General features: G+C 65.0%; 21 protein-coding genes and 1 pseudogene. 8 read left to right on the plus strand and 14 right to left on the minus strand.

Annotated features, from left to right (window positions below; all coding sequences use genetic code 11):
- Window positions 1–56 precede the first annotated feature (56 nt).
- Window positions 57–1,493 (minus strand): FAD-dependent oxidoreductase, encoded by a 1,437-nt coding sequence (locus M1D74_RS12480; protein ID WP_309123760.1) that lies wholly within the window; start codon window positions 1,491–1,493, stop codon window positions 57–59.
- Window positions 1,494–1,667: 174 nt separating this feature from the next.
- Here M1D74_RS12480 and rarD point away from each other — a divergent pair, with 174 nt between their 5' ends.
- On the plus strand, window positions 1,668–2,630 hold the full coding sequence (gene rarD, locus M1D74_RS12485; RefSeq protein ID WP_309071324.1) for an EamA family transporter RarD: 963 nt from the start codon (window positions 1,668–1,670) through the stop codon (window positions 2,628–2,630).
- Here rarD and M1D74_RS12490 read toward each other — a convergent pair whose 3' ends face one another.
- Entirely contained in the window at window positions 2,631–4,172 is a 1,542-nt protein-coding gene (locus tag M1D74_RS12490; protein WP_458115497.1) for an APC family permease, read from the minus strand.
- A gap of 215 nt (window positions 4,173–4,387) precedes the next feature.
- Between M1D74_RS12490 and M1D74_RS12495 the strand changes: the two are divergent.
- Window positions 4,388–4,483: pseudogene (locus M1D74_RS12495) on the plus strand (helix-turn-helix domain-containing protein); the annotation flags it as partial.
- An 88-nt stretch (window positions 4,484–4,571) separates the two neighbouring features.
- Here M1D74_RS12495 and gabT read toward each other — a convergent pair.
- Window positions 4,572–5,936: a 4-aminobutyrate--2-oxoglutarate transaminase gene (gene gabT / locus M1D74_RS12500; RefSeq protein ID WP_309123756.1), complete on the minus strand. Its 1,365-nt coding sequence runs from the start codon at window positions 5,934–5,936 to the stop codon at window positions 4,572–4,574.
- A gap of 27 nt (window positions 5,937–5,963) precedes the next feature.
- The gene (locus M1D74_RS12505; protein ID WP_309071330.1) at window positions 5,964–7,394 is read right to left on the minus strand and encodes a gamma-aminobutyraldehyde dehydrogenase; all 1,431 of its coding nucleotides are present in this window, start codon (window positions 7,392–7,394) and stop codon (window positions 5,964–5,966) included.
- Window positions 7,395–7,542: 148 nt separating this feature from the next.
- Between M1D74_RS12505 and M1D74_RS12510 the strand changes: the two genes are divergently transcribed.
- Window positions 7,543–8,976 (plus strand): PucR family transcriptional regulator, encoded by a 1,434-nt coding sequence (locus tag M1D74_RS12510; RefSeq protein ID WP_458115498.1) that lies wholly within the window; start codon window positions 7,543–7,545, stop codon window positions 8,974–8,976.
- Between the two features lie 3 nt (window positions 8,977–8,979).
- On the opposite strand, the gene M1D74_RS12515 is transcribed toward M1D74_RS12510, so the two are convergent.
- The gene (locus M1D74_RS12515) at window positions 8,980–9,210 is read right to left on the minus strand and encodes a TraR/DksA family transcriptional regulator (RefSeq protein WP_458115499.1); all 231 of its coding nucleotides are present in this window, start codon (window positions 9,208–9,210) and stop codon (window positions 8,980–8,982) included.
- A 214-nt stretch (window positions 9,211–9,424) separates the two neighbouring features.
- Between M1D74_RS12515 and M1D74_RS12520 the strand changes: the two genes are divergently transcribed.
- Window positions 9,425–10,057: a putative glycolipid-binding domain-containing protein gene (locus M1D74_RS12520; protein WP_309071333.1), complete on the plus strand. Its 633-nt coding sequence runs from the start codon at window positions 9,425–9,427 to the stop codon at window positions 10,055–10,057.
- 55 nt (window positions 10,058–10,112) lie between these two features.
- Here M1D74_RS12520 and M1D74_RS12525 read toward each other — a convergent pair whose 3' ends face one another.
- Entirely contained in the window at window positions 10,113–11,816 is a 1,704-nt protein-coding gene (locus M1D74_RS12525) for a sensor histidine kinase (RefSeq protein ID WP_458115500.1), read from the minus strand.
- 153 nt (window positions 11,817–11,969) lie between these two features.
- Here M1D74_RS12525 and M1D74_RS12530 point away from each other — a divergent pair, with 153 nt between their 5' ends.
- The 4 genes from M1D74_RS12530 to M1D74_RS12545 are packed head-to-tail and all read left to right on the plus strand — an operon-like array spanning window position 11,970 to window position 15,780.
- On the plus strand, window positions 11,970–13,091 hold the full coding sequence (locus tag M1D74_RS12530) for a PP2C family protein-serine/threonine phosphatase (RefSeq protein WP_458115501.1): 1,122 nt from the start codon (window positions 11,970–11,972) through the stop codon (window positions 13,089–13,091).
- A complete protein-coding gene (locus tag M1D74_RS12535) occupies window positions 13,088–15,040 on the plus strand; it encodes a glycosyltransferase family 2 protein (protein WP_458115502.1) in 1,953 nt (650 codons plus the stop codon). Before M1D74_RS12530 ends, M1D74_RS12535 begins: the two co-directional genes overlap by 4 nt.
- Window positions 15,024–15,356, plus strand: coding sequence for an STAS domain-containing protein (locus M1D74_RS12540; protein WP_309071337.1), 333 nt, complete (start codon window positions 15,024–15,026; stop codon window positions 15,354–15,356). The genes M1D74_RS12535 and M1D74_RS12540 overlap by 17 nt, the downstream gene beginning before the upstream one ends.
- Complete coding sequence (locus M1D74_RS12545; protein ID WP_458115503.1) at window positions 15,349–15,780, plus strand: ATP-binding protein; 432 nt, start codon at window positions 15,349–15,351, stop codon at window positions 15,778–15,780. The genes M1D74_RS12540 and M1D74_RS12545 overlap by 8 nt, the downstream gene beginning before the upstream one ends.
- Window positions 15,781–15,820: 40 nt before the next feature.
- On the opposite strand, the gene M1D74_RS12550 is transcribed toward M1D74_RS12545, so the two are convergent.
- Genes M1D74_RS12550 through M1D74_RS12585 form a run of 8 tightly spaced genes read right to left on the minus strand, consistent with a single transcriptional unit; the run spans window position 15,821 to window position 24,491 of the window.
- Entirely contained in the window at window positions 15,821–17,278 is a 1,458-nt protein-coding gene (locus M1D74_RS12550) for an FAD-dependent oxidoreductase (protein ID WP_458115504.1), read from the minus strand.
- A gap of 51 nt (window positions 17,279–17,329) precedes the next feature.
- A complete protein-coding gene (gene cobA, locus M1D74_RS12555) occupies window positions 17,330–18,544 on the minus strand; it encodes a uroporphyrinogen-III C-methyltransferase (RefSeq protein WP_458115505.1) in 1,215 nt (404 codons plus the stop codon).
- Window positions 18,541–19,464 carry an ABC transporter permease gene (locus M1D74_RS12560; RefSeq protein ID WP_458115506.1) on the minus strand — a complete coding sequence of 308 codons (924 nt, stop codon included), beginning with the start codon at window positions 19,462–19,464 and terminating at the stop codon, window positions 18,541–18,543. The genes cobA and M1D74_RS12560 overlap by 4 nt, the downstream gene beginning before the upstream one ends.
- Window positions 19,454–20,167 carry an ABC transporter ATP-binding protein gene (locus tag M1D74_RS12565; protein WP_458115507.1) on the minus strand — a complete coding sequence of 238 codons (714 nt, stop codon included), beginning with the start codon at window positions 20,165–20,167 and terminating at the stop codon, window positions 19,454–19,456. Before M1D74_RS12565 ends, M1D74_RS12560 begins: the two co-directional genes overlap by 11 nt.
- The gene (locus M1D74_RS12570) at window positions 20,164–21,333 is read right to left on the minus strand and encodes an ABC transporter substrate-binding protein (protein WP_458115508.1); all 1,170 of its coding nucleotides are present in this window, start codon (window positions 21,331–21,333) and stop codon (window positions 20,164–20,166) included. The genes M1D74_RS12565 and M1D74_RS12570 overlap by 4 nt, the downstream gene beginning before the upstream one ends.
- Window positions 21,323–22,735, minus strand: coding sequence for a sulfate adenylyltransferase subunit 1 (locus M1D74_RS12575; protein ID WP_458115509.1), 1,413 nt, complete (start codon window positions 22,733–22,735; stop codon window positions 21,323–21,325). Before M1D74_RS12575 ends, M1D74_RS12570 begins: the two co-directional genes overlap by 11 nt.
- Complete coding sequence (gene cysD, locus M1D74_RS12580; protein ID WP_458115510.1) at window positions 22,735–23,814, minus strand: sulfate adenylyltransferase subunit CysD; 1,080 nt, start codon at window positions 23,812–23,814, stop codon at window positions 22,735–22,737. The genes M1D74_RS12575 and cysD overlap by 1 nt, the downstream gene beginning before the upstream one ends.
- The gene (locus tag M1D74_RS12585; protein ID WP_458117183.1) at window positions 23,811–24,491 is read right to left on the minus strand and encodes a phosphoadenylyl-sulfate reductase; all 681 of its coding nucleotides are present in this window, start codon (window positions 24,489–24,491) and stop codon (window positions 23,811–23,813) included. Before M1D74_RS12585 ends, cysD begins: the two co-directional genes overlap by 4 nt.
- Between the last annotated feature and the right edge of the window lie 89 nt (window positions 24,492–24,580).

Below are 24,580 nucleotides of genomic sequence, written 5' to 3' on the forward strand. Positions count from 1 at the left end.
CTAACTTGCCGCCCAAAAAACACTTCATCAGGCCGTCATCAAACCGGCCTCGCAGCTTACTCCCCGCGGGAGATAGCGATCATGTCCTCGCGCGGAACAAGCTTCACTCGTTCGCGAACCAGCTCAGGGAGGCTGGCGTCGTCGTGCATATAGTTGGCACCCAACTTCATCTCGTGGGCATCCAGCCGAAGCCAGCCTTCCCAGGTGGTGTACCGGACGCCGCGCTCCTCAAGGAGGTTGATGATGGCGTCCTCGGATGGGTGCTCGGCGGGCGGGAGGTTCAGGCGGTCCTCGAGGAGAAAGCCGATGGTTTCGAGCGCGTCGCCCTTGGTGTGGCCGATCAGCCCGACCGGTCCGCGCTTGATCCAGCCCGTGCAGTAGATCCCCGGAACCGGGTTGCCCGACTCGTCAATGACGCGGCCGCCCTCGTTGGGGATAACGCCGTTCTGCTCGTCGTAACCGACCTCCGGCAGCTCAGATCCGAAATAGCCGATCGCGCGATACACGGCCTGGACCGGGTAGTCGAGGTACTCCCCGGTCCCCTCGACTCCGCCGGTGCCGTTGAGGCGGGTGCGCTCGAAGCGGATGTTCGCCACCTTCCCCGGAGTTTCAGGGGAATCGGTGATTTCGACCGGGCTGTGCAGGAAGTGCAGGTGCAGGCGGCGCGAGGCTGTGAACTCGGAGGGGTCCTCCGGCTGTTCGACGAGCCAGTTGGTCAGCGTCTTGACCATGGTCTTGGTCTGGTTGTTGCTGGCGATCTGCTGCTCGGATGCTTCGTCAAAGTCGAAGTCCTCCGGGTAAAGCACGATGTCGACGTCACGGGAGTGCGAAAGCTCGCGCAGCTCGAGCGGCGTGAACTTCACCTGCGCCGGGCCGCGGCGGCCGAAGACGTGCACGTCCGTCACCGGAGACCGCTTCAGTGCGGCGTAGACGTTGGCCGGAATCTCGGTCACCAGGAGGTCGTCGGCGTGCTTGGACAGGACGCGGGCGATGTCCAGCGCCACGTTGCCGTTACCGATGACGGCGATCTCCTTGGCGTCCAGCGGCCAGTCGCGGTCGACATCGGGGTGTCCGTCATACCAGGAGACGAAGTCCGCCCCGCCGAAGGATCCCTCGAGCTCCACGCCGGGGATGTTCAGATCGGCGTCCTTCACGGCACCCGTCGCGAAAATGACGGCGTCATAGAAGGTCCGGAAGTCTGACAATGTGAGGTCGCGGCCGTAGTTCACGTTGCCGAGGAAGCGGATGTCGCCGCGGTCCAGCACCTTGTGCAGTGCAGTGACAATGCCCTTGATGCGCGGATGATCCGGGGCCACGCCGTAGCGGATCAGGCCATACGGTGCCGGGTACTGGTCGAAGAGATCGATGGAGAGTTCGAAGTCTCCGCCCTTGACCTCCTGCGACTTGGTCAGGATGTCTGCGGCATAAACACCGGCCGGGCCTGCGCCGATGATGGCGACCCGAAGCGGACGGGCCGACGTCGTGCTGGACACTGATGCCTTCTTCCTGGTGGAGTACCTGGGAGCTTCCCCGGAGGGATGGGAACGCGCGCATTAGCGCACAGTTTCCTATTCTAAATCCCCGATTCGACCCGCGTCGAAACCAGTGGCGAGGCTCACCCGGAAGGCGGGTGGAATAGGAACAGCACGTCGACGGTTGGCACGCATGTGACCCGCACCCACAAGACACCGCGCCCCGCCCGCAGCGATAACGCCACGGGCATCCTGTTCGGCATCGGCGCCTACGGCTTGTGGGGCATGCTCCCCCTGTATTTCCTGATCCTACTGCCGGCCACCGCCGTCGAGATCGTGGCGAACCGGGTGCTCTGGTCGTTGATCTTCTGTGCCCTGCTGCTCACAGTGCTGCGCTCCTGGAAGACGTTCCGCGTCGCCGTCTCCGACCGGCGGGTGCTCGGGACCCTGACGGTTGCCGCGCTGTTGATCGCCGTGAACTGGTTCGTCTACACCTACGGCGTCACCAACGGACATGCCATCGAAGCCTCGCTGGGCTACTTCATCAACCCCATCGTTTCGGTACTTCTCGGCGTCTTCGTGCTTCGCGAGAAGCTCCGCCCGCTCCAGTGGGCGGCCGTGGGGATGGGCGTTGTCGCCGTCGTCGTTCTGGCGGTTGGATACGGCAGCGTGCCGTTCATCGCCCTGACGCTTGCGTTCTCGTTCGGGCTCTACGGGTTCGTGAAGAAACGGGTCGGGCCGAGTGTCGACGCCGTTTCGAGCCTGAGCATCGAGACAGCGGTCCTAACGCCGATTGCCGCGGGGGTCATGATCTGGCTGACGGTTTCCGGCGGAGCGACGCTGACCACAGAGGGCCCGGGCCACTTCTGGATCATGGCCGCGTCCGGCATCATCACGGCCGTCCCGTTGATCTTCTTTGGCGCAGCAGCCCGGCGGCTGCCACTCACGACCATCGGAATGCTCCAGTACCTGGCACCGGTGTTGCAATTTATCCTCGCCCTCACCGTCTTCGGGGAGGAGATGCCGCTGGAGCGGTGGATCGGATTCGGCCTGGTATGGCTGGGCCTCGCGCTCCTCACCGTGGACATGGTCCGTACGGTCCGGAAGAACGCGAGGCCTCACCACCGCGAGCAGCTTGGGCAGCCCGCGGGCGTTTAGTTACTCGGCGACCTCCAGCGCGGGGGTGTCCTTGCGCAGCGTCTCGCCACGGAAGAACCCGGGGCGGGAGCGGCGGACGAGCATCATGACGACCACGCCCAGTGCGATGATCCCGACGCCGATGACGAACACCAGGCCGACGCCGAAGATCTCCGAGCCGCTGCCGAATGCCGGATCCCAGCTGTCGACGGCGGTCTGCAGGAAGACAATCACCAGACCGATGCCGCCGAGCAGTGGGGCAAGGAAACGGAAGACGAAGTTACGCGCCGAGCTGAAGGCCGTCCGGCGGAAGTACCAGACGCAGGCGAGCGCGGTGAGTCCGTAGTAGAAGCAGATCATCAGGCCGAGCGCCATGATGGTGTCGTTCAGGACGTTGTCGCTGATGACGCGCATTAGGGAGTAGAAGCCCGCGGAGATGACGCCGGCAACCACAGTGGCAAAGACGGGCGAACGGAACTTCGGGTGAACCGTTGCGAACTTGTCGGGCAGTGCCTTGTAATAGCCCATGGCGAGCAGGCTGCGTGCCGGTGACAGGAACGTCGACTGCAGGGACGCCGCGCAGCTGGACAGCACGGCAAGAGACAGCAGGATTGCGAACGGGCCCATGACCGGGGCTGCAAGCGCCGCGAAGACGTTCTCTGAGATGTCCGCATTGTTGAGGCCGAGGCCCTCCGTTCCGACTCCGGAGAACATCACCGTTGCAATTGCGCCGAGCAGGTAGATCCCCAGTACGACGACGGCGGTGCCCGCAGCTGCCAGGCCTGCGGTGCGCTTTCCGTCGCGGGATTCCTCGCTCACCGTGAGGCAGACGTCCCAGCCCCAGAAGGCGAAAATCGACAGTGAGAGGCCCAGCGCGAAGGCGGAGAAGCTCTCGATCGCGAAGGGGTTGAACCAATCCCAGCTGAATGAAATGGAGTCAGCTGCAGCACCCTGCTGAATGCGGCTGAAAGCGGCAACCACAAACCAGGCAAGAACAGCTACCTGGAGTCCGACGAGGGCGTACTGCACGGCCTTGGTGGTCTTCACGCCGCGGCAGGATACCCAGACCGCGGCACCCACGAAGACGAGGCAGGTCAGGATGTTCAGCCACCGAATGCTCGTCAGGTCCGCAATCGCATCCTGCCCGGTGAGCTGTGCAAGGAAGAGATAGAAGAAGTCGACGGCGACACCGGCCAGATTCGAAAGCACGATGATGTTAGCCGCGAGCAGCCCCCATCCGCCGATCCAGCCGATATACGGCCCGAAGGCCTTGGTCACCCAGGTGAAGGTGGTGCCGCTGTCCGGGGTGTCAGCGTTCAATTCCCGATACCCGAGGGCTACCAGGAACATCGGGATGAAGCCGACGATGAAGATTGCCGGCAGATGGACACCGATGCTCTGCACCGTGGGTCCAAGCGTGCTGGTCAGGACATAGGCGGGGGCAATGGTGGAAATACCGATGACGATGACGGCCAGAAGGCCGAGCTGCCCCGTCTTCAGTCCTTTGCCGGAGTAGGTGGGAGTGCTGTCTGGATCGCCGGTGCGCACTTGCATAGTGCTCATGGGGTTCCTTACCTCTTTGTTAGGAAAATATTTTGAGGACCGCCGTGTGGGGAAGCGGGTTTGCCACTGTCACCGGGATCACAAAACGAATTGCGTTCGTTTAGTATGCCGGTTTTGAACACCCCGACGCAATAGGGAAGCTGAAATCACGTTGAGTGAGTGAGGTGACCGGCTAAGAGCGCTGGCTGCTGGTTCAGCCTCGGCACCGGAATTGGGCTCGGGCCATCCGCTTCTCGACCCTCCGAGCCATCTGCGAGGTTCTTGAGTGCGAGGTCGGTGACCTGCTCGAGATCGGCCGCACAGGCGCCTGAGCGAACAGACGACAGCGGCCGGCCGGTACAGCCCGGATTGGGCTGCCCAGCCGACCGCCGTCGTCGTCGTCGTGCAGGAGCTCTGGTGTTACTTGACCGCGCGGATCGCCGCTTCCAGGACGTCCAGGCCGTCGTTGAGGAGCTCCTCACCGATGACCAACGGAGGCAGCAGGCGAATGACGTTGCCGTACGTGCCGCAGGTGAGGATGATGACGCCTTCCTGCAGGCACGCCGCTGCAATGGCCTTCGTCGCTACGGCGTTCGGCTCCTTCGTGCCGGGCATCACGAACTCGACGGCGAGCATTGCACCGCGGCCGCGTACCTCACCGATGATCCCTGTCTCCTCCTGGAGTGCGCGCAGCCGGGGCACCACAATCTCCTCGATCCGCCGCGCACGCGCCGAAAGATCGAACTCGGTCATCGTGTCGATGGCGGCGAGCGCTGCAGCGCAAGCAACAGGGTTGCCGCCGTAGGTTCCGCCGAGACCGCCCGGGTGGACGGCGTCGAGCAGGTCGGCACGGCCGGTGACAGCCGAGAGCGGCATACCGCCGGCAATGCCCTTGGCCATGGTGATGAGGTCCGGGACCACACCGTCATGGTTCACCGCGAACCACTCGCCGGTGCGGCAGAAGCCCGACTGAACCTCGTCGGCGATGAAGACGACCCCCTTCTCCTTGGCCCACGCGGCAAGGGTGGGCAGGAAGCCTTCGGCGGGAACAATGAAGCCGCCCTCCCCCTGCACAGGCTCGATGATGATGGCGGCGAGCGACTCGGCGCCGATCTGCTTCTCCATCACGGAGATCGCCCGCTTGGCCGCTTCCTCGCCCGTGATCGACGGGTTCTCCTCGCGGAACGGGTAGCTCATCGGAAGCCGGTAGACCTCCGAGGCGAACGGACCGAAGTTGCCGTCGGGGCCGCCTTTGTACGGCAGGGACTTGGCGGTCAACGCCATGGTCAGGTTGGTGCGGCCGTGATAGGCGTGGTCGAAGGCGGCAACGGCCGGCCGGCCGGTTGCCAGGCGGGCGATCTTGATGGCGTTCTCGACCGCCTCCGCTCCGGAGTTGAACAGCACCGTGCGCTTTTCAAAGTCACCCGGCGTCAGCTCGGCGAGCTTCTCGGCGACGGCGATGTAACCCTCGTACGGGGTCACCATGAAACAGGTGTGTGTGAAGTGCTCCACCTGCTCCTTCACGGCGCCGACGACGGCGGGATCGGACGCGCCGACGCTCGTCACCGCGATGCCGGATCCGAAGTCGATGAAGGAGTTGCCGTCGACGTCGTGCACAACGCCGCCGTCCGCGTCAGCTACGTAAACGGGAACGCCGGAGGAGACGCCCTTGGCGACGACGGCGGCGCGGCGCGCGTTCAGCGCGGTGGATTTGGGGCCGGGGAAGTCACCGATGATGCGGCGCTTCTGTTCGAGCCGGAATTCCTGGAGTGCCTGGGTGGTCATGGGTAGGTCCTTTCTGGGCGGGCGCTGTTACGCGTCCAGCGCGCTCATGACGTGCTTGATGCGGGTGTAGTCCTCGACGCCGTACATCGAGAGATCCTTGCCGTAACCGGAACTCTTGAAGCCGCCGTGCGGCATCTCGGCGGTGAGGAGGATGTGGGTATTGATCCAGACCGCACCGAAGTCCAGATCACGGGAGACGCGCATGGCCGTACCGTGGTCGGTGGTCCAGACGCTGGAGGCGAGGGCGTAATCGACGTCGTTCGCCATGTCGACTGCCTCGTCCTCGGTGGTGAACTTCTGCACGGTGATGATCGGGCCGAAGGTTTCTTTCTGCACGATATCGTCAGTCTGCTGAGCGCCGGTGACGATGGTCGCTTCGAAGAAGTAGCCCCTGTCGCCCGAACGCTTTCCGCCGGTGGCCACGGAGCAGTGCGAGGGCAGAGCGTCCATGACGGCACTGACGGCGTTGAAGTGGTTAATGTTATTCAGCGGACCGAAGTAGTTCTTCGTGTCGTCCGCATCGCCTGTCGTGAGGGTTTTGGTGTGTTCCACCATGGCTGACACGAGGTCATCGTGTACCGAGTCCTGCACCAGTACCCGGGTGATCGCGGTGCAGTCCTGGCCCGCGTTGAAGAAGGCGAACTCAGCGATGGCTGCGGCGGTCTTCTTCACCTCCGCGTCGGCGAAAACGATGGCGGGAGCCTTGCCTCCCAGTTCGAGGTGCGCCCGCTTCAGGTTCTTTGCTGCGCCGGTGGCGACAGCGATGCCCGCACGTACCGAGCCGGTGATCGACACCATGGCGGGGGTCTTGTGCTCAACCATGGCCGCTCCGGTCTCACCTGTGCCGAGCACAACGTTGAGGACGCCGTCGGGCAGGATTCCCTGGGTGAGCCGTGCGAGGACGAGTGTGGACTCCGGCGTGGTGTCACTCGGCTTCAGCACGATGGTGTTTCCCGCTGCGAGCGCCGGGCCGATCTTCCAGATAGCCATCAGGAATGGATAGTTCCAGGGTGCGACCTGTGCGACGACGCCCACGGGTTCGCGGCGTACGTACGATGTGTGGCCCTCGAAGTACTCGCCTGCGGACTTGCCCTCGAGCAGGCGTGCGGCGCCGGCGAAGAACCGCATCTGGTCGGCCCCGGCGGCGACCTCCTCGGAGGCGATCATTTCGCGCACCTGGCCGGTGTTGCGGTGCTGGGCTTCGACGAGCTCCTCGCTGTTGGCCTCGATGGCGTCTGCGAGCTTCAGCAGCATGAGTTGGCGCTGGCCGGGAGTCACCCGCTTCCAGGATGAGAAGGCCGTCTTGGCCGCGCTCATCGCGGCGTCGATGTCTGCCTGCACGGAGACCGGCGACTGTGCCACTACTTCCCCGTTGGTGGGGTTGACGATGTCGAGCATCTCGCTGCCGCTCGGCGTGACGAACTTCCCGTTGATGAAGTTCTGCAGTGTGGTGACCACGGCGTTTTTCCTTTCGCTTTGGGACATGCTTGCCCAAATTCATTGCCGACCCTACGTGGTGCACACCACGCAGCCTAGGTGTAGACGCACAGCGCAATCGGCGTATCGTCATGCATCCGCACAAGGCCGCGGGCCTATGATTGATGTCATGGCGATCACACTCCCGGCGCTCCTTGCCACGCCCGCGCTGAAGCTCCAGAGGGTGGGTACCAGTGAAGCCACAGATGTACCGGTGCAATGGGTTGCGGTCACGGAACTTGAAGATCCGAAGCCGTTCCTCAGCGGCGGCGAGGTGGTGCTCACCACCGGCCTGAGACAGAAGTCCGCTACCTCCCAGCGCAATTTCGTGCGGCATGTACACGCGTCCGGCGCACTCGCTATCGGCTTCGCCACCGGCCTCAGCCACGAAAGGGTCCCTGCCGCCTTCCTCGACCAGGCAGACGAACTGGGCCTGCCGGTATTCCGTGTCCCCTATGAAACCCCGTTCATCGCCATCGGCAAGATCGTCGCCGACTCCCTGTCTGCCGAGCATTACGCCCGTCTCGAAAACCTGCTGAAGGGCCATCAGACTCTAGCCAATGCGCTTCTGGGCGGCGGCGGACTGCCGCAACTTCTGCGTGAGTTGGCCGCCATGCTGGCCACCGACGTCGAGCTTTCCCAGTATGGAACTCAGCTGGCCGAGACCGGCAGCAGATTCTCCTCCTCCTCACCGGGGGATGAGGGCCGCGCCTGGCACCGCATTCCCGTGGCAACAGGGCTCAAGGACCGGTGCACCCTGGCCATCGCCGAGCCGTACCGGCGCGACGCGATTACGGATTACGCCCAGACCCTGATCAGCGTTGAACTGAGCAACCAGGCGAGGCGCCGGGGTTCCGAGCGTGCCGTGGTCGGGCAGTTGCTGCAGGATGTGGTGCGCGGCACCCTCGCCGGGGGTGAGGCAGCGGCGCGCCTGGGAAGTGCCGGCATCGACATTGCACGCAAGCAGTGTGTCGTGCTGGCGGACGTGGCCACCGGCCAGCGCCGGGCCCTCCGGACGCTCCCCCTGCCGGGGAAGTACGACGACGTCGTCACCGCCGTCCTCGAAGACCGGCTGGTGATCGTGGTGCCGGCAAGCGACGGTGAGAGCCTAAGCCGTGCGTTGAGTACCTACCTGCACGGGGCGGGCTTCACCGCGCGGGTGGGTTTCGGCGGTGGCTATGCGCAGGTGAGCGGGCTGCGCTGGAGCTACTTCGAAGCGCGCGAGTCCCTCACCCGGGGCCAGCAGGTGAACCGGCCCGATCGGCTCAGCCTCACCTCACTCCTCATGGCCAGCGAGGACGTTCCGCTGGCGGACCTCGCAGCGGAGGCACTGGATCCTTTGGTGGCGTTCGACGAGCGGCACGGCGCCGAGCTGATGCTCACACTCGAGAAGTACCTCGCGCACAACGGGTCAGTGGCTGCAGTGGCGGACGTCCTGCAGCTGCACCGCAACACCGTGCGGTATCGGCTGCAGCAGATCGTGGACCTGACCGGCTACGACCCCGCCGTCACGGCCGACCGGGTGCACCTGTATCTCGCGATGAACGTTCGCGGACTTCGTTAGCGGTCAGCGTGAACCGGCGTGGGTTATACAGAACCTCGTCCAGGGCCGAGCCTCCAGCCGGCCCTCGGCGATCTCTGCCCCGCACGCTTCGCACCTGCCGTAGCGTCCCTCGTCCAATCTTGTCAGGGCCGCTTCCAGTTCACTGATACGCGCGTCTGTGTCCCGCAGGAGCGTACCGGACTGCGACAGTTCAAACGCGATGGTGGAACCCTCCGGATCATGTTCATCATCCACGTTTGAGTCGCGGGCAGGTCGCTGGTGGAATCGATGTCCGATGCCAGGGCGGCGCGCGACTTTCGGGAGTCAGCCAGTTCCTGCTGAAGCAAGGGGCGCATCCGCTCTTCCATGCTCATGTCCCCTCCGCCCATCAGTGATGCTCGGATCCTACTCCTGCAATATCCGGCCAAGGCTCTGGCGCGGCGGCCCCGCGGCTTCATAAGGTGAACGAATGGGAAATCAACTGCATACAAGTCTCCTGCACACCTGGCAGGGCATCGACGATCCTGGCCGCCTGGATTCCGCCACCATCAACCTCGAGCCCGGACGGTTAAGCGCACACGGCACATCCCGCACCGACTCGTATGCCCTCAGCTGGGCGTTGACCACAGTCGACGGCTGGGTAACCCGCCGCCTGACCGTCACGGCGCACGGTCATGGTTGGAGCCGCCACCTGGAGCTGGAACGCCACGACGATGGAGCATGGACCAGCACCAGCTCCAGTTCCGGTGAATGTGACCTCCCCGCACCCGGCATCGAAGACGCGGCGCTGCTGGCAGGCGCCCTCGACTGCGACCTCGGCCTCTGCCCGGTCACCAACACCATGCCCATCCTCCGGCTGAACCTCCACTCCGAGGAATTGGCTCCGGCGGACGAAACCTCAATGGTCATGGCGTGGGTGGAGGTCCCGAGTCTACGGGTGATGCGCAGCGGGCAGATGTACAGCCAGTTGCGGGCCGCAACAGGAGACCACAATGGCGTGGTGCTCTTCAGCTCCGACAACCACGGCTTCACTGCGGAACTGCAGGTCGACCAGGAGGGGATCGTGCTGGAATACCCGGGGTTGGCTACGCGTATCCGCTGAGATTCGGTAACTTTCCTCATCATGGTCGGTCTCTGCGTCTTCTGTGCCGGGAATCCTACTGACTGGCCTCGCTGACCGACCTGCTCATGCCGGGCTCCTGGCCCTGGGGATTGTCCGGCAGTTCGAAGGTGAACGTGGTGCCCCGGCCCAGTTCGCTGCGGCAGTGGATCTGGCCGCCGTGTTCCTCCACGATCGCGCGGACAATGGCCAGACCGAGCCCGACGCCGGGAATCGCCGCCTGCCGCACAGCTGAAGTGCGGAAAAACTTGGAAAAGACCTCCGCGCTGTCTTCCGGGCTCATTCCCATGCCCTGGTCCTCCACTTCACAGATCACCGAACCGGGCATCTTCTGTGCACGAACCGTCACGGTGCCGCCTGCCGGTGAATACTTCACGGCATTGGACAGCAGGTTATCCAGCACCTGGCCGATGCGGGCCGGGTCGCAGCGGGCGATGGTGCCCGCAGGAATCTCGTTCACTATGGTTACCCCTGCTTCCTTGCCGCGGGAGGCGATGGCCGCAACCGATTCCGCCGCGATACCGCCGAGATCGGAAAGGACGGGGGCGACTTCCGGAGGACCCGAAGCCGCGGTGAGCAGATCGTCGACGAGCCGGCGGAGGCGCGAGACATTCCGGGCGATGACGTTGAGGCTCGCCTCCGTCTCAGGCGGGAGGTCGTCGTCGTCGAGCAGGAGTTCCAGATAGCCCACAATGACGGTGAGCGGAGTGCGCAGCTCATGGGACACCATGGCGACGAACTCCTCCTTGGCGTTGAGCGCATTCACCAGCTCGGTCACGTCATTGAAGGCGACGACGGCGCCCTCTCGCTTGCCGCTTTCATCCAGCATCATGCGGGCAGAGGCCGAGAGCACGCGCTGGTCTTCGCCGGTGCCGACGCGGATGAGGTAGTCGGAGAAGGTTTGACCCGCAACAGCGCGGTACGCCGGGCGCAGCTCCGGGGGCATGGGGGTCACGCCGTCGGGACTGAACAGCAGGAGGTCCTTTTCCGGGGCGTCGTCCACGCCCTCCGGCAGCCCTGCCCGGTGGATCTCGTGCTGCCTGCGGTTGAAAAGAATGTCATGGCCGTCAGCGTCAATGGCGAGAAGTCCGACGTCGACCGTGTTCACCGTGGCGTTGAGCAGCCGCTCACGCTGGGCGCTTCGCTGGAGGAGCTGCTGCAGCGCGTGGTCCTTCTCCTCCATGGCGCGCTGCTGGTCCATCATGCTTGCCGTCATGACGCGTATCGTCACGGCGATTCCGAAAATGATGGTGGGCAACAGGGCGGACTGCGTGAGGTCGGACGGTCGGATATCGGTCCGGGTGATGAAAAGCGGCACCCAGATCATCGCGAAGGGACCGAGGAGACTTACGGCCAGCGCCAGTCGGGGGTGGAGGCCGGAGGCGGTCAGCCACAGCACCGGAAACACGGCCATCAAGCCGACCCCAAGAATTTCGACGTCGGCACCGTACCGAAGCAGGCCGATGGGTATGAAATCCAAAACCGGGATGATGAGGAACAGTCCGTACGGCAGCTTGTCCCACGGCGTAAGTGCACAAGCCAACAGAAGGGCGACGCTGAGCGCTATCCCCCACTGGAATGCGGCAGTTTCCCAGACGACCGGGTGGAAGAACACACTCCCAACGGCCAGCAGCGCCGTCGTGATGGACAACGGCGCCTGGCTGAGGAGCACCCTCGAGCGCATCGACATCTCGTGGAACTGCCGTGTGTTGAACGTCAGATAGGACAGGACATTGTCCATGGTGACTGGTGCTCCTAACGTCCGGTGCAGTTCCGACACTGCCCACTCTATAGAGGGTGCGGTCGGTACGGGATGGGCCGGAACAACCCGCGCTGACGCGGAGGTGACAACGCGTTTCGCCACAAGACTCCCAGTTGTGGGTTAAATGGACCCATGACCGTCTCAGCTCCCGAACGCCGCGCCCTTGTGATCGAAGATGATGCGGACATTCGAATGCTTCTGGTGGGAGTCCTGAAACGCGAAGGTTTCCTGGTGGAAGAGGCCGCGACGGTTCGGGAAGGTGTGGAAGCCGCCCGCCGCGGTGTCGACATCATCACCCTGGACCTCAACCTGCCCGACGGCAACGGACTGGATGCCTGTGCACAAATCCGCCCGATCTCCGACGCCTACATCCTCATGATCACCGCGCGCGGCACCGAGATAGACCGGTTGGCGGGCCTGGATTCCGGTGCGGACGACTACATCACCAAGCCGTTCAGCCCGCGTGAACTCGTCGCGCGCATCAACTCACTCTTCCGGCGCCAGAACCGGCAGCTCGCCGCAACTGAGGCTGCCAGCGCGGCCGACGAGAATGAACGCCGCCGTGCTGCCCAGGTGCAGCAGAGCCTGCTGCCCCGGCAGGGCCTTCAGCTACAGGAGTACGACGTCGCCGGAAAGTTCCGGCCATCGCGGGCGGTCGGCGGGGACTTCTTCGACTGGTACCCCGCCGCGGACGGCATGCACTTCACCGTCGCGGACGCCATGGGCAAGGGTATGGGCGCAGCCCTCGTCGCGGCAACGGTCCGCGCCGTGCTTCGCTCAACGGCCGAGGAACCCGACCTCGCGCAGGCCTTCGCCTCCGCTGCAGCCTCCCTCGAAGGCGACCTCGAACGGGCGTCCTCCTTCGTTACCCTGCTGCACGGCCGTCTCTCGACGGCCGACGGCGGCGTGGACCTGATCGACGCCGGCCACGGGCTCGCTCTCCACATCAGCCCGGACGGGTCATGGCGTCGCCTGGCTTCCGGTGGTGTGCCCTTGGGCACGGTCCCCGGTTGGAAGTGGGAGGTGGTGCGGCTCACACTGGGTCCAGGTGACTCCCTCGCAATCATCAGCGACGGGCTGCTGGACATCTACAACACGCTTGAGGAGTTCGCGGTGGCCGCCGCCGGCACCGTTGCCGGCGCAGACTCGGCGCGCGATGCCTGCGAGAAGCTGCTGGTCCTGGGTGAAGACCCGCGGGTGGAGGATGACGTGACCGCGGTAGTCGTACGACGGAATGGCGGCGAAGCAGCATGAGTGTCTTCTGGGTGCGGCTACTGGTCGTTCTCACCGTCATCCTCGGCGTGAACTACATCGCCTGGCGGTGGCTCGAATCGCTCAATTGGGACGCCTGGTGGATCGCTGTTCCGCTGGTGGCGGCTGAAACCTACAGCCTGATCGATGTCGCGCTCTTCGGGCTGACGGTCTGGCGGCTGAAGCGACGCATCCCTCCTGAACCGCCGGTCGGCGCCACGGTTGACGTCTTCATCACCACCTACAACGAACCCATCGACATGGTGCTCAAGACAGCCGAGGCGGCGAAACGCATCACTTACCCTCACGAAACCTGGATTCTCGACGACGGATCCCGTCCGGAACTGCAGGAGGGAGCCGAGAAGCTTGGCGTCGGGTACATCACGCGTGGACCGGAGTGGGCGAACCGCCCGCGCCACGCCAAGGCGGGAAACCTCAATAACGCCCTGATGATGACCTCCGGCGAGTTCATGCTCATCCTCGATACCGACCAGGTCCCCGATCCCCGCATCCTCGACAGAACGCTCGGCTACTTCAACAACCGCCGGGTCAGCCTCGTCCAGACGCCCCAGTACTTCGTGAACGTTCCCGAAGACGATCCGCTCGGAAGTCAGGCGCCGCTCTTCTACGGTCCGATCCAGCAGGGCAAGGACGGCTGGAACGCCGCCTTCTTCTGCGGATCCAATGCCATCCTGCGTCGTGAAGCACTTATGCAACTCGGGCTCGCCGGGTATGTGGAGGAAGTTGAACGCGCCGTCACCGCAGCCCTCAAGTCCGCACGGGCCGCAGTGCGTCGGGCACGCAAATCCGCTGAAGCCGCCAATCCGCTGGTCACCCGCCTGCTGGACGATGTCGACAGGGCAGTTGACACAGCCCGCGCCGAGCAGGCGGCCGGGGCGCCGCTCGCAGAAGTCACCTATCGTGTTCGCCGGTCGGTGGACAACGCCGTGCAGCAGATGGTCGCTGCGGACATGTCAGCCATGGAGGCAGACCTGGCCGAAATTGCGGCAATGGACCTGGGCAGTGAGCCCGGCGTCGCGGTTCCTGACAATCTGGATATAGCCGTCCAGCAGCTCTCGGACCGCGCCTGGTCACCGCTCGGCGCATTGGAGTCGGTCCAAGCGGTGCTCGACGCGATCTCGGTGGACCGCGATGACGAGGCACAGCCCGTCATGCCGCTGGCGACCATCTCAGTCACCGAGGATATGGCCACGTCGATGCGCATGCACGCGATGGGCTGGCAGAGCGTCTACCACCACGAGATCCTCGCCTACGGCCTGGCGCCCGAAGACCTGAAGACCATGCTCACGCAGCGGCTGCGCTGGGCGCAGGGCACCATCCAGGTGCTCCTGCGCGAGAATCCGCTGGCCAAGAAGGGAATGAGCCTCGTCCAGCGGCTCATGTACTTCGCGACCATGTGGAGCTATCTCAGCGGGTTCGCGGCTGTCGTGTACTTCGCCGCACCGATCATCTACCTGACGCTCGGCATCCTTCCAGTGACCAGCATCAGCTTCGACTTCTTCATCCGCTTCCTACCGTTCATGATCGTCAATCAGCTGCTGTTCGCGGTGGTGGGCCGGGGCGTCAGCACGTGGCGCGGCCAGCAGTACAGCCTCGCGCTCTTCCCCACCTGGATCAAGGCCTGCACGACGGCGGCCCGTAACGTCTGGTTCGGCCGTCCGCTAGGCTTCGCTGTCACGCCGAAGGCACGTCAGGACGGCGGCCCCAGCTGGAGCCTGATCCGTCCGCAGCTGATTGTCATGGTTCTGCTCGCCGTGGCCGCGATAGTGGGCACCATCCGGCTGGCCACCGGCCTGAATGAACCGCTCGGTACGTTCGTGAACGTGGTCTGGGTTGTCTTCGACCTGATCGTGCTGAGCGTGCTGATCAAGGCTGTGAAATACGAGGGTTACGTTACCGAGGAAAGGAACGCCGATGCAGTTCGCGATTGAGGACCGGGGAACATACACCGAGGTGGTGGCCACGGGCCGGCTCAACATGGTCTCCGCGCCCACCCTGCGCGCAACCGTCGATGAGGCGGTAGGCGCCGGCAGCCGGCACATTGTGGTGAACCTTGCCGCAACCGAGTTCATGGATTCATCCGGCCTCGGCGCCCTGATTGGGTGTCTGAAGGTGGCCCGCCAGGCCGGAGGCGACTTGCGCATTGCGTGCGTGCAGAAGCAGGTGCAGATGGTCCTTGAGCTGACGAATATGAATCGCGTGCTCGCGCCTTACGGCACCGTAGAAGAGGCATTCGCGCGTGACTGACCGTGAGTTGCAGCGCCGGTTCGAGGCTGATGCAAAGCCCGAGTCGGTCAACGATCTGCATGACGAACTTGATCGTTTCTGGAGCGCCCTGGACGATGTGCCGTTCGAGGACCAGATGGCGTTCACCACCGCCGTCATCGAGGCCGCCTCAAATGTCGTGGAACATGGAGTTCCCCTGGACCGGGACGGAGTGCGCCTCGGCGTCGAACTGAACGCAACTTCCAGCCGGCTACAGGCACGGATCCTCGAGATCAATGCCGCAGCCCATCCGGATCCCCTGACACCGGCAACGGGAGACCCGGCGGACCTGGAATCAGGACGCGGACTGTTCCTCATCAACGCTCTGGTGACCACGGTGACCGTGGAACGGCAGGGGAACACGAACATCTGGGTACTCTCGAAAGAATCGGCGCCCCGGCAGTAGGCCGGAGCACCGATTCTTGCCGGCTGACTACGGCTGACGACTAGGCGTCGGCCAGCGTGTCGACCAGCACGGCTCGAGAGACGGAGACCATGTCCCCGCGCGGCACGACCTTGATGCGTTCGCGGACCACCCCGTCGATTTCCGTCGCGGCGTCGCCGAGCGCCCGCTCGTGGGCATCCAGCGCAAGCCAGCCTTCCCAGGTGGTGAACTGCACCCCGCGGGAGGCCAGAAGTTCGACGACGGCGGCGTCGTCGGGCGTTCCTGCCGCCGGGAGGTTCTCGAGGTCTTCGAGCAGGTACGTGATGGTTTCGAGGGCGTCGCCCTTGGTGTGGCCGATAAGTCCCACCGGTCCACGCTTGATCCAGCCCGTCGCGTACAGCCCCGGCACATGGGCGCCGGAGGCATCCAGGATGCGCCCGCCGTCGTTCGGGATGACGCCGCGGCGGTGGTCGAACTCCACCTCCGGCAGGGCGGACCCGAAGTAGCCCACCGCGCGGTAGACGGCCTGTACCGGGTAGTCGATGTACTCCCCCGTGCCCACGGCGTTGCCCGTGCCGTCGAGTGCGGTGCGCTCGAACTTGATGCCGGCAACCTTGCCGTCCTCGCCGAGAACCTCCACGGGGTTGTGGAGGAAGTGCAGGTGGAGACGGCGGGAGGCAGTGAACTCGGAGGGGTCCTCCGGCTGCTCCGCGATCCAGTTGGTGAGTGTTCCGACCATGGTCTTGGTCTGGTTGTTGGTCTGGATTTGCCGGTCGGACTCTTCGTCGAATTCGAAGTCCTCGGGGTAGAGCACAATGTCGACGTCCCGGGAGTGTGAGAGCTCGCGCAATTCCAGCGGTGTGAACTTCACCTGTGCCGGGCCGCGGCGCCCGAACACGTGGACATCCGTCACCGGAGAATTCTTCAGTCCCTGATAGACGTTGTCCGGGATCTCGGTGACGAGGAGGTCCTCGGCGTGCTTGGAGAGGACGCGCGCCACGTCGAGCGCCACATTACCGTTCCCGATAACGGCGATCTCCTTGGCCTCGAGCGGCCATTCACGCGGTACGTCGGGGTGCCCGTCGTACCAGGAGACAAAGTCCGCCCCGCCGAAGGAGCCCTCAAGCTCGATGCCGGGGATGTTGAGGTCGGCGTCCTTGATCGCGCCGGTGGCGAAGATGACGGCGTCGTAATGGGTGCGGAGGTCCTCCATGGTGAGGTCCGTGCCGTACTCAACGTTGCCAAAGAAGCGAATGTCGCCGCGGTCCAGGACCTTGTGCAGCGCGTTGACGATGCCCTTGATGCGCGGGTGGTCGGGCGCAACACCGTAACGGATGAGGCCGTACGGCGCCGGGTAGCGGTCATAGAGGTCAATGCTGACGGTAAGTTCACCGGAAGCGACCGGTGCGGACTTGGTCAGGATGTCGGCAGCGTAGACTCCGGCCGGACCGGAGCCGACGACGGCGACGCGCAGCGGGCGCTGGGGGGCGCCGTGGGAGAAGAGTGGTGGTTGCGACACGGCTGTGTTCCTTTGCTGTGGTGGTGGTTCTAGCAGTTCGAAAGCGCTGAATCAGCGGGAGGGTGGGGCTTGCCAGTGAGGTGAGAGCGCGACGACGTCGCCCACCACGATCACGGCGGGAGACTTCACTCCGCGCTCCCCGGCGAGGTCGGCGATCGCTCCGAGGGTGCCGGTGGTGACGCGCTGGGTGTCCATCCAGCCGTCCTCGATGATGGCCACGGGTGTTGACGCCGCCCGCCCGCCGTCGATGAGCGAGGCTGCGGAGGACTGCAGGAGTGACACCCCCATCAGGAGGATCAGGGTGTGATCGCTGCCGGCCGGGATGAGGCCGGTCTGCTGGCGGATGTCCTCATGCCCGGTGATGACGCTGAATCCCTTCGCCACTCCCCTGTGTGTCACGGGGATGCCTGCGGCGGCGGGTACTGAGATAGCCGACGTAACCCCGGGAATTACCTCGACGGGCACCCCGTGGTCCCGGCAGTAGGCTTCCTCTTCGCCGCCGCGTCCGAGGACGTAGGGGTCTCCGCCCTTGAGCCGGACCACCCGGTTGCCGAGCAGCGCCTGCTCCACCAGGATCCGGTTGATCTCATCCTGCGGCACCGGGTGGTGTCCGGGAAGCTTACCCACCTCGATGACCTGCACCTCGGCGGCGAGGCCCGCCAGTAGGGAGCGCGGGCCGAGCCTGTCAGCCACGACGACGTCAGCCTGGGCCAGGAGGCGGCGACCGCGCGTGGTCATGAGTCCGGCGTCGGCCGGTCCGCCGCCAACCAGCGCAACCGAACCCATTCCGTCTTTGCGGCGGAACCGCCGCAGCGGCAGCTCGCCGGACTCGAGGGCGGCGGCGACGCCGTCACGCAGGGCTGCTGCACGCTTGGGATCACCGTGGGTGTTAACGGCCACGGTGACATCATCGATGCGTGCAACGGCGGGCACCCAGGCGCTGGATGCCCGGTGGTCACCGCCCTTGACGCACCAGACGCGAGCGGCGTCGGCTTCAGCAGCGATGCGGTCCTGCACCTCAGCGGATCCCGAGTGGGCAAGGACCAGCCACACGCCGTCGAGGTCAGCGGTGCGGTACTCGCGCTGCTGCCAGTCCACGCGGCCGTCTGCAGCGGCTTCAGCGATGTCCTCGCAGGCGAACGGCGCCACTACCGTGACCAAGGCGCCGTCGTCGAGCAGTCCCTGCACCCTGCGGGCGGCCACCGGGCCGCCGCCCACGACGAGTACGCGGCGGCCGCGCAACTGCAGTCCGAGGGGATACGTCACTGGGAGCCTCCGACGAGCAAGCCTCGGCGGCGCAGCAAGCGGCGCTCGAGGGGGCCGAAGATCAACAGTTCCACGACGATTCCAATGAATAGGATGAGCAGGATGGCAGCGATGACCGTTGCCATCGAGGAAAACTGTCGTCCCTGATCCAGGAGTGCTCCGAGACCGAATCCGAGAGTTCCGCCTGTCGCGATAATTTCCGCCGCCATCAGGGAGCGCCAGGAGAATGCCCAGCCCTGCTTCAGTCCGGCGACATAGCTTGGCAGCGCGGCTGGAAGGATGATTCGGGTAGCGAGTTGCCACCGGCTGGCACCCAGGACGTGGCCGACGCGGCGGTGCTGGTCCGGAACATGGTCGACACCGGCGATGAGTCCGTTGGTGATTGACGGGATGGCACCCATCAGCACCACGAAGTACACGGTGGCGTCGCTAAGGCCGAACCAGATGACGGCGGCTGGAACCCATGCCACGGAGGGCAGCACCTGCAGACCGGAGATCAGCGGCCCGAACGCTCCGCGCAGGATCCTGCTCTGAGCGAGGAGAAGGCCAAGCGGCGTGGCGATGACGACGGCGATGATGAACCCGACGACGCCGCGCTGGAGACTTGTCAGGACCGTCTCGACCGCATCGCCGTTCTGCCACAGGGTGCCGAGGGTTCCGAAGACATCAGCCGGACCCGGCACCTGGTCGGGCCGTGGCCGGACAATCCACACGTACATCTGCCAGACATAGATCGCTACACCCAACGCAGCGACGGGCAGCAGCGCCTTGCTGATGCTGACCTTCCAGGACGATTGGGCGCTCACCTCCCGCTGGAGATTGTCGAGCCCCTTCTCGAGCGCACGGTCGTCCTCCGGCGAAAGCTGTGCCGGCGGTCCCGAAGCCGGTTCTGCCTTGGTGAGTGTTGATTCAGGCTGCATGACGCCGGATCTCCTTGCGCAACTCCGTGGTGATCTCCTCGGTCAGCACTGCGTGGTCCTGCCCTTCCACGGCCCACTCGGCAACGACCCGGCCGGGGCGGGATGACATCAGCAGCACGCGCTGGCCCAGCCGGACAGCCTCACGGACGTTGTGCGTGATGAACACGATGGTCCGGCCGGTCTCCCTCCAGACCCGCTGCAGCTCGTCGTGCAGCAGGTCGCGCGTGATCGCGTCGAGCGCCGCGAACGGCTCGTCCATGAGGAGAATGTCCCGGTTCTGCGCGAGGGACCGCGCCAGGGCAACCCGTTGGCGCATGCCCCCCGACAGCTCGTGCGGCCGCTTCGAGGCGGCGTCTGACAGATGGACGAGATCAAGCAGACGCAACGCTTCGGCTTTCCGCTCTGCCTTCGGTTCACCGCGCAGTTCAAGAGCAAGCTCCACATTGGCCAGGGCGGACAGCCACGGGAAGAGGGACGCGTCCTGGAACATGAACGCCGCCTTGGGCGACGCGATAGTGCCCGACGTCGGCTCTTCCAGTCCAGCGATCAGGTTCAGCAGGGTGGACTTGCCGCAGCCCGAAGCCCCGAGCAGGGCGACGAACTCACCCTTCCGGACCCGCAGGTTCACGTCGTCGAGCACCAGGGGCGCGTCTGCGGCGAACCGCTTGGATAGCCCGGTGATCTCTATCTGCGCCGCAGTCATGGCGAGGTAGTTCCGGAGCCCAGCCCAGCGTCGTCGTACGCTGGTTCGCCGGCTTCCTTCTGGAGCCCGTTGAGCAGGCTGAGGTCCAGAATGCCGGTGATGTCGGCGTCCTCGGTGGTTCCGGCGTGCACTCCGTCATCAAGCAACTGGGCAAGCGCGCCGGCGAGCGGCTCCTGGGAGAAAGTCACATTCTCCAGCGCGCGTTCCAGGACGGGCACCGCGAGCGGCTTGGCATCGGCGGCCTCAAGACCGGCGTTGATGAGATCCGGCGTTTCCTCGGGATTCTCAGTGAGCCAGGTGATGGCGCGCTGCTCTGCCCTCAGCAGCGCCTTGACCTGCTCGGGGTGCTCCGCGAGGAACTGCTTGTTCACGGCCAGGACCGTCGTGGCGAACTTGCCGTCGGGCCAGAGTTCGGCCTCGTCGACGAGGACCTCGGCCCCTGCGTCGACCACGAGCCGCGAGGCCCAGGGCTCAGGCAGCCAGGCTCCGTCGATATCACCGTTCTGGAACAGCTGGAGGGTCGTGGCATTCTCGGTGGGGACGATGGCCACGTCGCCGCCGCCGTCGATCGTGGTCTCGTAGCCCTGTTCATCAAGCCAGACCCGCAGCGCAACATCCTGTGTGTTGCCCAGCTGCGGCGTCGCGAGCGACTTCCCCGCCAGATCCTCCGGGGACTTGATGTCCGGCGTCACGACAAGCTGAGCCCCACCTGATGTGGCGCCGGCAACGATGCTCAGCGACTGTCCCTTGCTCTGCACGAAGGAGTTGATCGCTGGATTGGGACCGATGAACGTTGCGTCGATCGCCCCGGCGTTCAGGGCTTCAATGGCTGATGGGCCGGCGTTGAACACCTGGGTGCTCAGGGCGGTATCGCCGAGCTCTTCTTCGAAGTAGCCGTTCTCCAGTCCCACCAGCGCGGGTGCGTGCGTGAGGTTGCCGAAGTACCCGAGGCGAAGTTCGGTGGCATCGGAGACGGGGGCGGCAGTCGTCGCTTGCTCCGGGGAGGACTGGGAGTTGCCGAACGCAGCGATTGCAGCGCCAGTGGCCACTGCGACGACTGCGACACCGGCGATCGCACCCTCTGCGACACGGCTCTTGAGCAGGAAACCCCGCTTGGCTGGGCGGGCTGCGTTCTCGTTGACGGGAGTATTCGGGTTAGATGACATAACGTTCGTCCTCGCGGGCGGACAGTTCAAGGTGGTCGGATTCCACCAGACCTGCCGCCAGGGTATTGCCGTCGGAGGGGTCGATCACCAGGAAAGCTCCGGTACGGCGGAAGTTCACGTAGTTGTCCACCGGCAACGCGGATGCGAGCCTGATGTGGACGGTCCCGATGTCATTGAGCTCAAGGCCCGACGCCGGTTGATCGGCGAACGTAGACAGATCCAGCTTGTTGATGACCTGGCGAACCAAGCCCTGGACCGTCTTGCTGCCGTGCTTGATGAGGAGCCGCGAGCCCTCTTTGAGCGGCTTCGGTGAGAGCCAACAGAGTGCGGCGTACAGGTCCTGGGTGGGTTGCGGGAGTTGCGCGATCGACGTGCCCGAGCCAGCCTCGGCAAGCAGGTCACCACGGGCGATGTCGATGTCGTCGGCCAGGCGCAGCACCACAGACTGCGGTGCGAAGGCTTCCTCCAGTTCCTGCCCGGCGAAATCGATGCCCGTCACGGTGGTCTCACGTCCGGACGGCTGCACAGTGACGGCGTCGCCCACGCGGATGGAGCCTGCCGCGACCTGGCCCGCGTACCCGCGGTAGTCGCGATACGTGTCGGCGTCCAGTCCCGGCGCCACGGCGCCCTGCGGGCGGATGACGGTCTGCACCGGGAAGCGGAAAGCTTCGATGTCAGTTTCAAGGTCAGCGAGCGCCGGCAACTGCTCGAGGGTCTCCAGCAACGAGGGCCCGCCGTACCACGGTGTCTTCCCGGACCGGTCCACCACGTTGTCGCCCTCGAGGGCGGATACAGGGATGATTGCGGGCTCGTCGACCTTCAGTTCACGTGCAGCCTGCTTCAGCTGCGCTTCGACGTCGCGGAACACGTCCTCGCTGTAGTCCACGAGGTCGATCTTGTTCACCGCAACGATGATGTGGGCCACGCGCAGCAGGCGCGCCACGGCCAGGTGCCGGCGGGTCTGCTCCAGCACACCCTTGCGGGCGTCAATGAGTACGACGACGGCGTCCGCCGTGGAGGCACCTGTCACCGTGTTCTTGGTGTACTGAACGTGCCCCGGGGTGTCCGCCAGGATGAAGGTGCGGTTGGCGGTGGCGAAATAGCGGTAGGCCACGTCGATGGTGATGCCCTGCTCGCGTTCGGCCCGCAGTCCGTCGGTGAGGAGTGCGAGATCAAGCCGCTGGACGCCGTCTCCGCGCTCGCCACCGAAACCGCGCTCCGCGGAGGTGCGGGCAACGGCGTCGAGCTGGTCTGCGAGGACCGACTTGCTGTCATGCAGGAGGCGGCCCACGAGGGTGGACTTGCCGTCGTCGACTGACCCTGCCGTGCAGAATCGAAACAGTGAAGCGGAAGAGAGGTGGTCGATGTTTGCTGCTGTCTCAACAGCGGTGGGGGTAGACATCAGAAGTAGCCGTCCTTCTTGCGGTCTTCCATGGCGGCTTCCGAGATCCGGTCGTCCGCGCGGGTGGCGCCGCGTTCGGTGAGTGTACTGAGGGCGACTTCCCGGACTACTGCCGCGACGGTCGCTGCGTCGGATTCCACTGCTCCGGTACAGGACATGTCACCGACCGTCCGGTAGCGGACCGTTCGCGTTTCGACAATTTCCTTCTCGGTGGGCTGTGAGACGTCACCGACCGCGCGCCACATGCCGTCGCGGCGGAAAACCTCGCGCTCGTGGGCGTAATACAGGCCCGGTAGCTCGATATTTTCCCGCTCGATGTAGCGCCAGACGTCCAGCTCGGTCCAGTTGCTGATCGGGAAGGCACGCACGTGTTGACCGACGGTGTGGCGGCCGTTGTAAAGGTTCCACAGCTCCGGCCGCTGGTTGCGCGGATCCCACTGGCCGAACTCATCACGCAGGCTGAGGATGCGCTCCTTGGCCCGGGCCTTGTCCTCATCGCGCCGTCCGCCACCGAAGACGGCGTCGAACCGGTTGGCGTTGATGGTGTCCAGCAGCGGCACAGTCTGCAGCGGGTTACGCGTACCGTCGGCGCGCTCGCTCAGCTCGCCACGGTCGATGTACTCCTGGACCGACCCCACAACGAGCCTGACTCCCAGCCGCTCCACGGTGCGATCGCGGAACTCGAGAACCTCGGGGAAGTTGTGACCGGTGTCCACATGCAGCACCGGGAACGGAACCTTGCCGGGCCAGAACGCCTTGGTAGCAAGGTGCAGCATGACCACGGAGTCCTTGCCGCCGGAGAACAGCAGCGCGGGCCGCTCGAACTCGGCGACAACTTCACGAATGATGTGAATGGCTTCGGACTCGAGGGCGTCAAGGGAGGAGAGCCGCTTCGCCGTAGGCGCGGACGCAGCGAATGCCGGCCCCGCCCCTTCGCCGCGCGGCTGATCTATGATCAGTCCGCCACGCGGCTCCGACAGGCCCGATGCCACTCCCTGGCCGGCATTCGCTGCCTCTGCGCTTTGGGGGGCACCTTCAGTCCGCATCGTGTCCTCAATGGTTTGGGTGGTGTGGCTCATTGGTGGATTCCGCACTCTGTCTTCGCTAGACCGGCCCAGCGGCCGGCTCTCGGGTCTTCTCCTGGGGCTACCGGACGCGTACAGGGCTTGCAGCCGATCGAGGGGTAGCCGTTGGACAGCAGCATGTTCACGGGAACCTGGTGCTCACCCGCGTAGTCGAGGAGTTCATCGAAGCTCCAGGCCGCCAGAGGGTTGATCTTGACGAGGTTGTGGACACGGTCCCAGGTGACCAGGGGCGTGTTGGTCCGGGTAGGCGCTTCTTCGCGGCGTACTCCGGTGAACCAGACTTCGTAGCCCGCGAGCGCCTTCTTCAGAGGGTCCATTTTGCGGAGCGCACAGCACGTGGCGGGGTCCCGGCCAAACAGGTCCTTCCCGTAGGTGGCGTCCTGCTCGGCGACAGTGAGCTCGGGCATTACGTCCACGATCGTGACGTCCAACTGCCCCGCCACTTCGTCACGCGTGATGTGCGTTTCGGTGAAGTGGTAGCCGGTCTCGAGGAACAGCACGTCGATTCCCGGGAACTGCTGCGAGACCAGGTGAGGCAGGACGGCGTCGGCCATGGAGCACGCTACCGCAGCCTGCGACAGGTCGAAGTTGCGGGCGACCCAGGCGATGACCTGCTCGGCGGAGGAGTCCCAGCCGAGCTCTTCGGCGCCTTTGGCGGCAAGCGCCTTCAACTCCTCCTCGGAGCGGCGGGCAGGCTTTGCGACGTCGGTGAGGGGTGCGGTGTCAGCAGACGTGGGGACGCTGCCGGCGGCGTGTAGGG

Source organism: Arthrobacter sp. D2-10, assembly GCF_054161285.1.

Coding starts and splice junctions, on each gene's coding strand:
- M1D74_RS12490 (WP_458115497.1), bottom strand. CDS start 4,172: ATGAGCACTATGCAAGTGCGCACCGGCGATCCAGACAGCACTCCCACC.
- gabT (WP_309123756.1), bottom strand. CDS start 5,936: ATGACCACCCAGGCACTCCAGGAATTCCGGCTCGAACAGAAGCGCCGC.
- M1D74_RS12510 (WP_458115498.1), top strand. CDS start 7,543: ATGGCGATCACACTCCCGGCGCTCCTTGCCACGCCCGCGCTGAAGCTC.
- M1D74_RS12520 (WP_309071333.1), top strand. CDS start 9,425: ATGGGAAATCAACTGCATACAAGTCTCCTGCACACCTGGCAGGGCATC.
- M1D74_RS12525 (WP_458115500.1), bottom strand. CDS start 11,816: ATGGACAATGTCCTGTCCTATCTGACGTTCAACACACGGCAGTTCCAC.
- M1D74_RS12530 (WP_458115501.1), top strand. CDS start 11,970: ATGACCGTCTCAGCTCCCGAACGCCGCGCCCTTGTGATCGAAGATGAT.
- M1D74_RS12535 (WP_458115502.1), top strand. CDS start 13,088: ATGAGTGTCTTCTGGGTGCGGCTACTGGTCGTTCTCACCGTCATCCTC.
- M1D74_RS12540 (WP_309071337.1), top strand. CDS start 15,024: ATGCAGTTCGCGATTGAGGACCGGGGAACATACACCGAGGTGGTGGCC.
- M1D74_RS12560 (WP_458115506.1), bottom strand. CDS start 19,464: ATGCAGCCTGAATCAACACTCACCAAGGCAGAACCGGCTTCGGGACCG.
- M1D74_RS12565 (WP_458115507.1), bottom strand. CDS start 20,167: ATGACTGCGGCGCAGATAGAGATCACCGGGCTATCCAAGCGGTTCGCC.
- M1D74_RS12570 (WP_458115508.1), bottom strand. CDS start 21,333: ATGTCATCTAACCCGAATACTCCCGTCAACGAGAACGCAGCCCGCCCA.
- M1D74_RS12575 (WP_458115509.1), bottom strand. CDS start 22,735: ATGTCTACCCCCACCGCTGTTGAGACAGCAGCAAACATCGACCACCTC.
- cysD (WP_458115510.1), bottom strand. CDS start 23,814: ATGAGCCACACCACCCAAACCATTGAGGACACGATGCGGACTGAAGGT.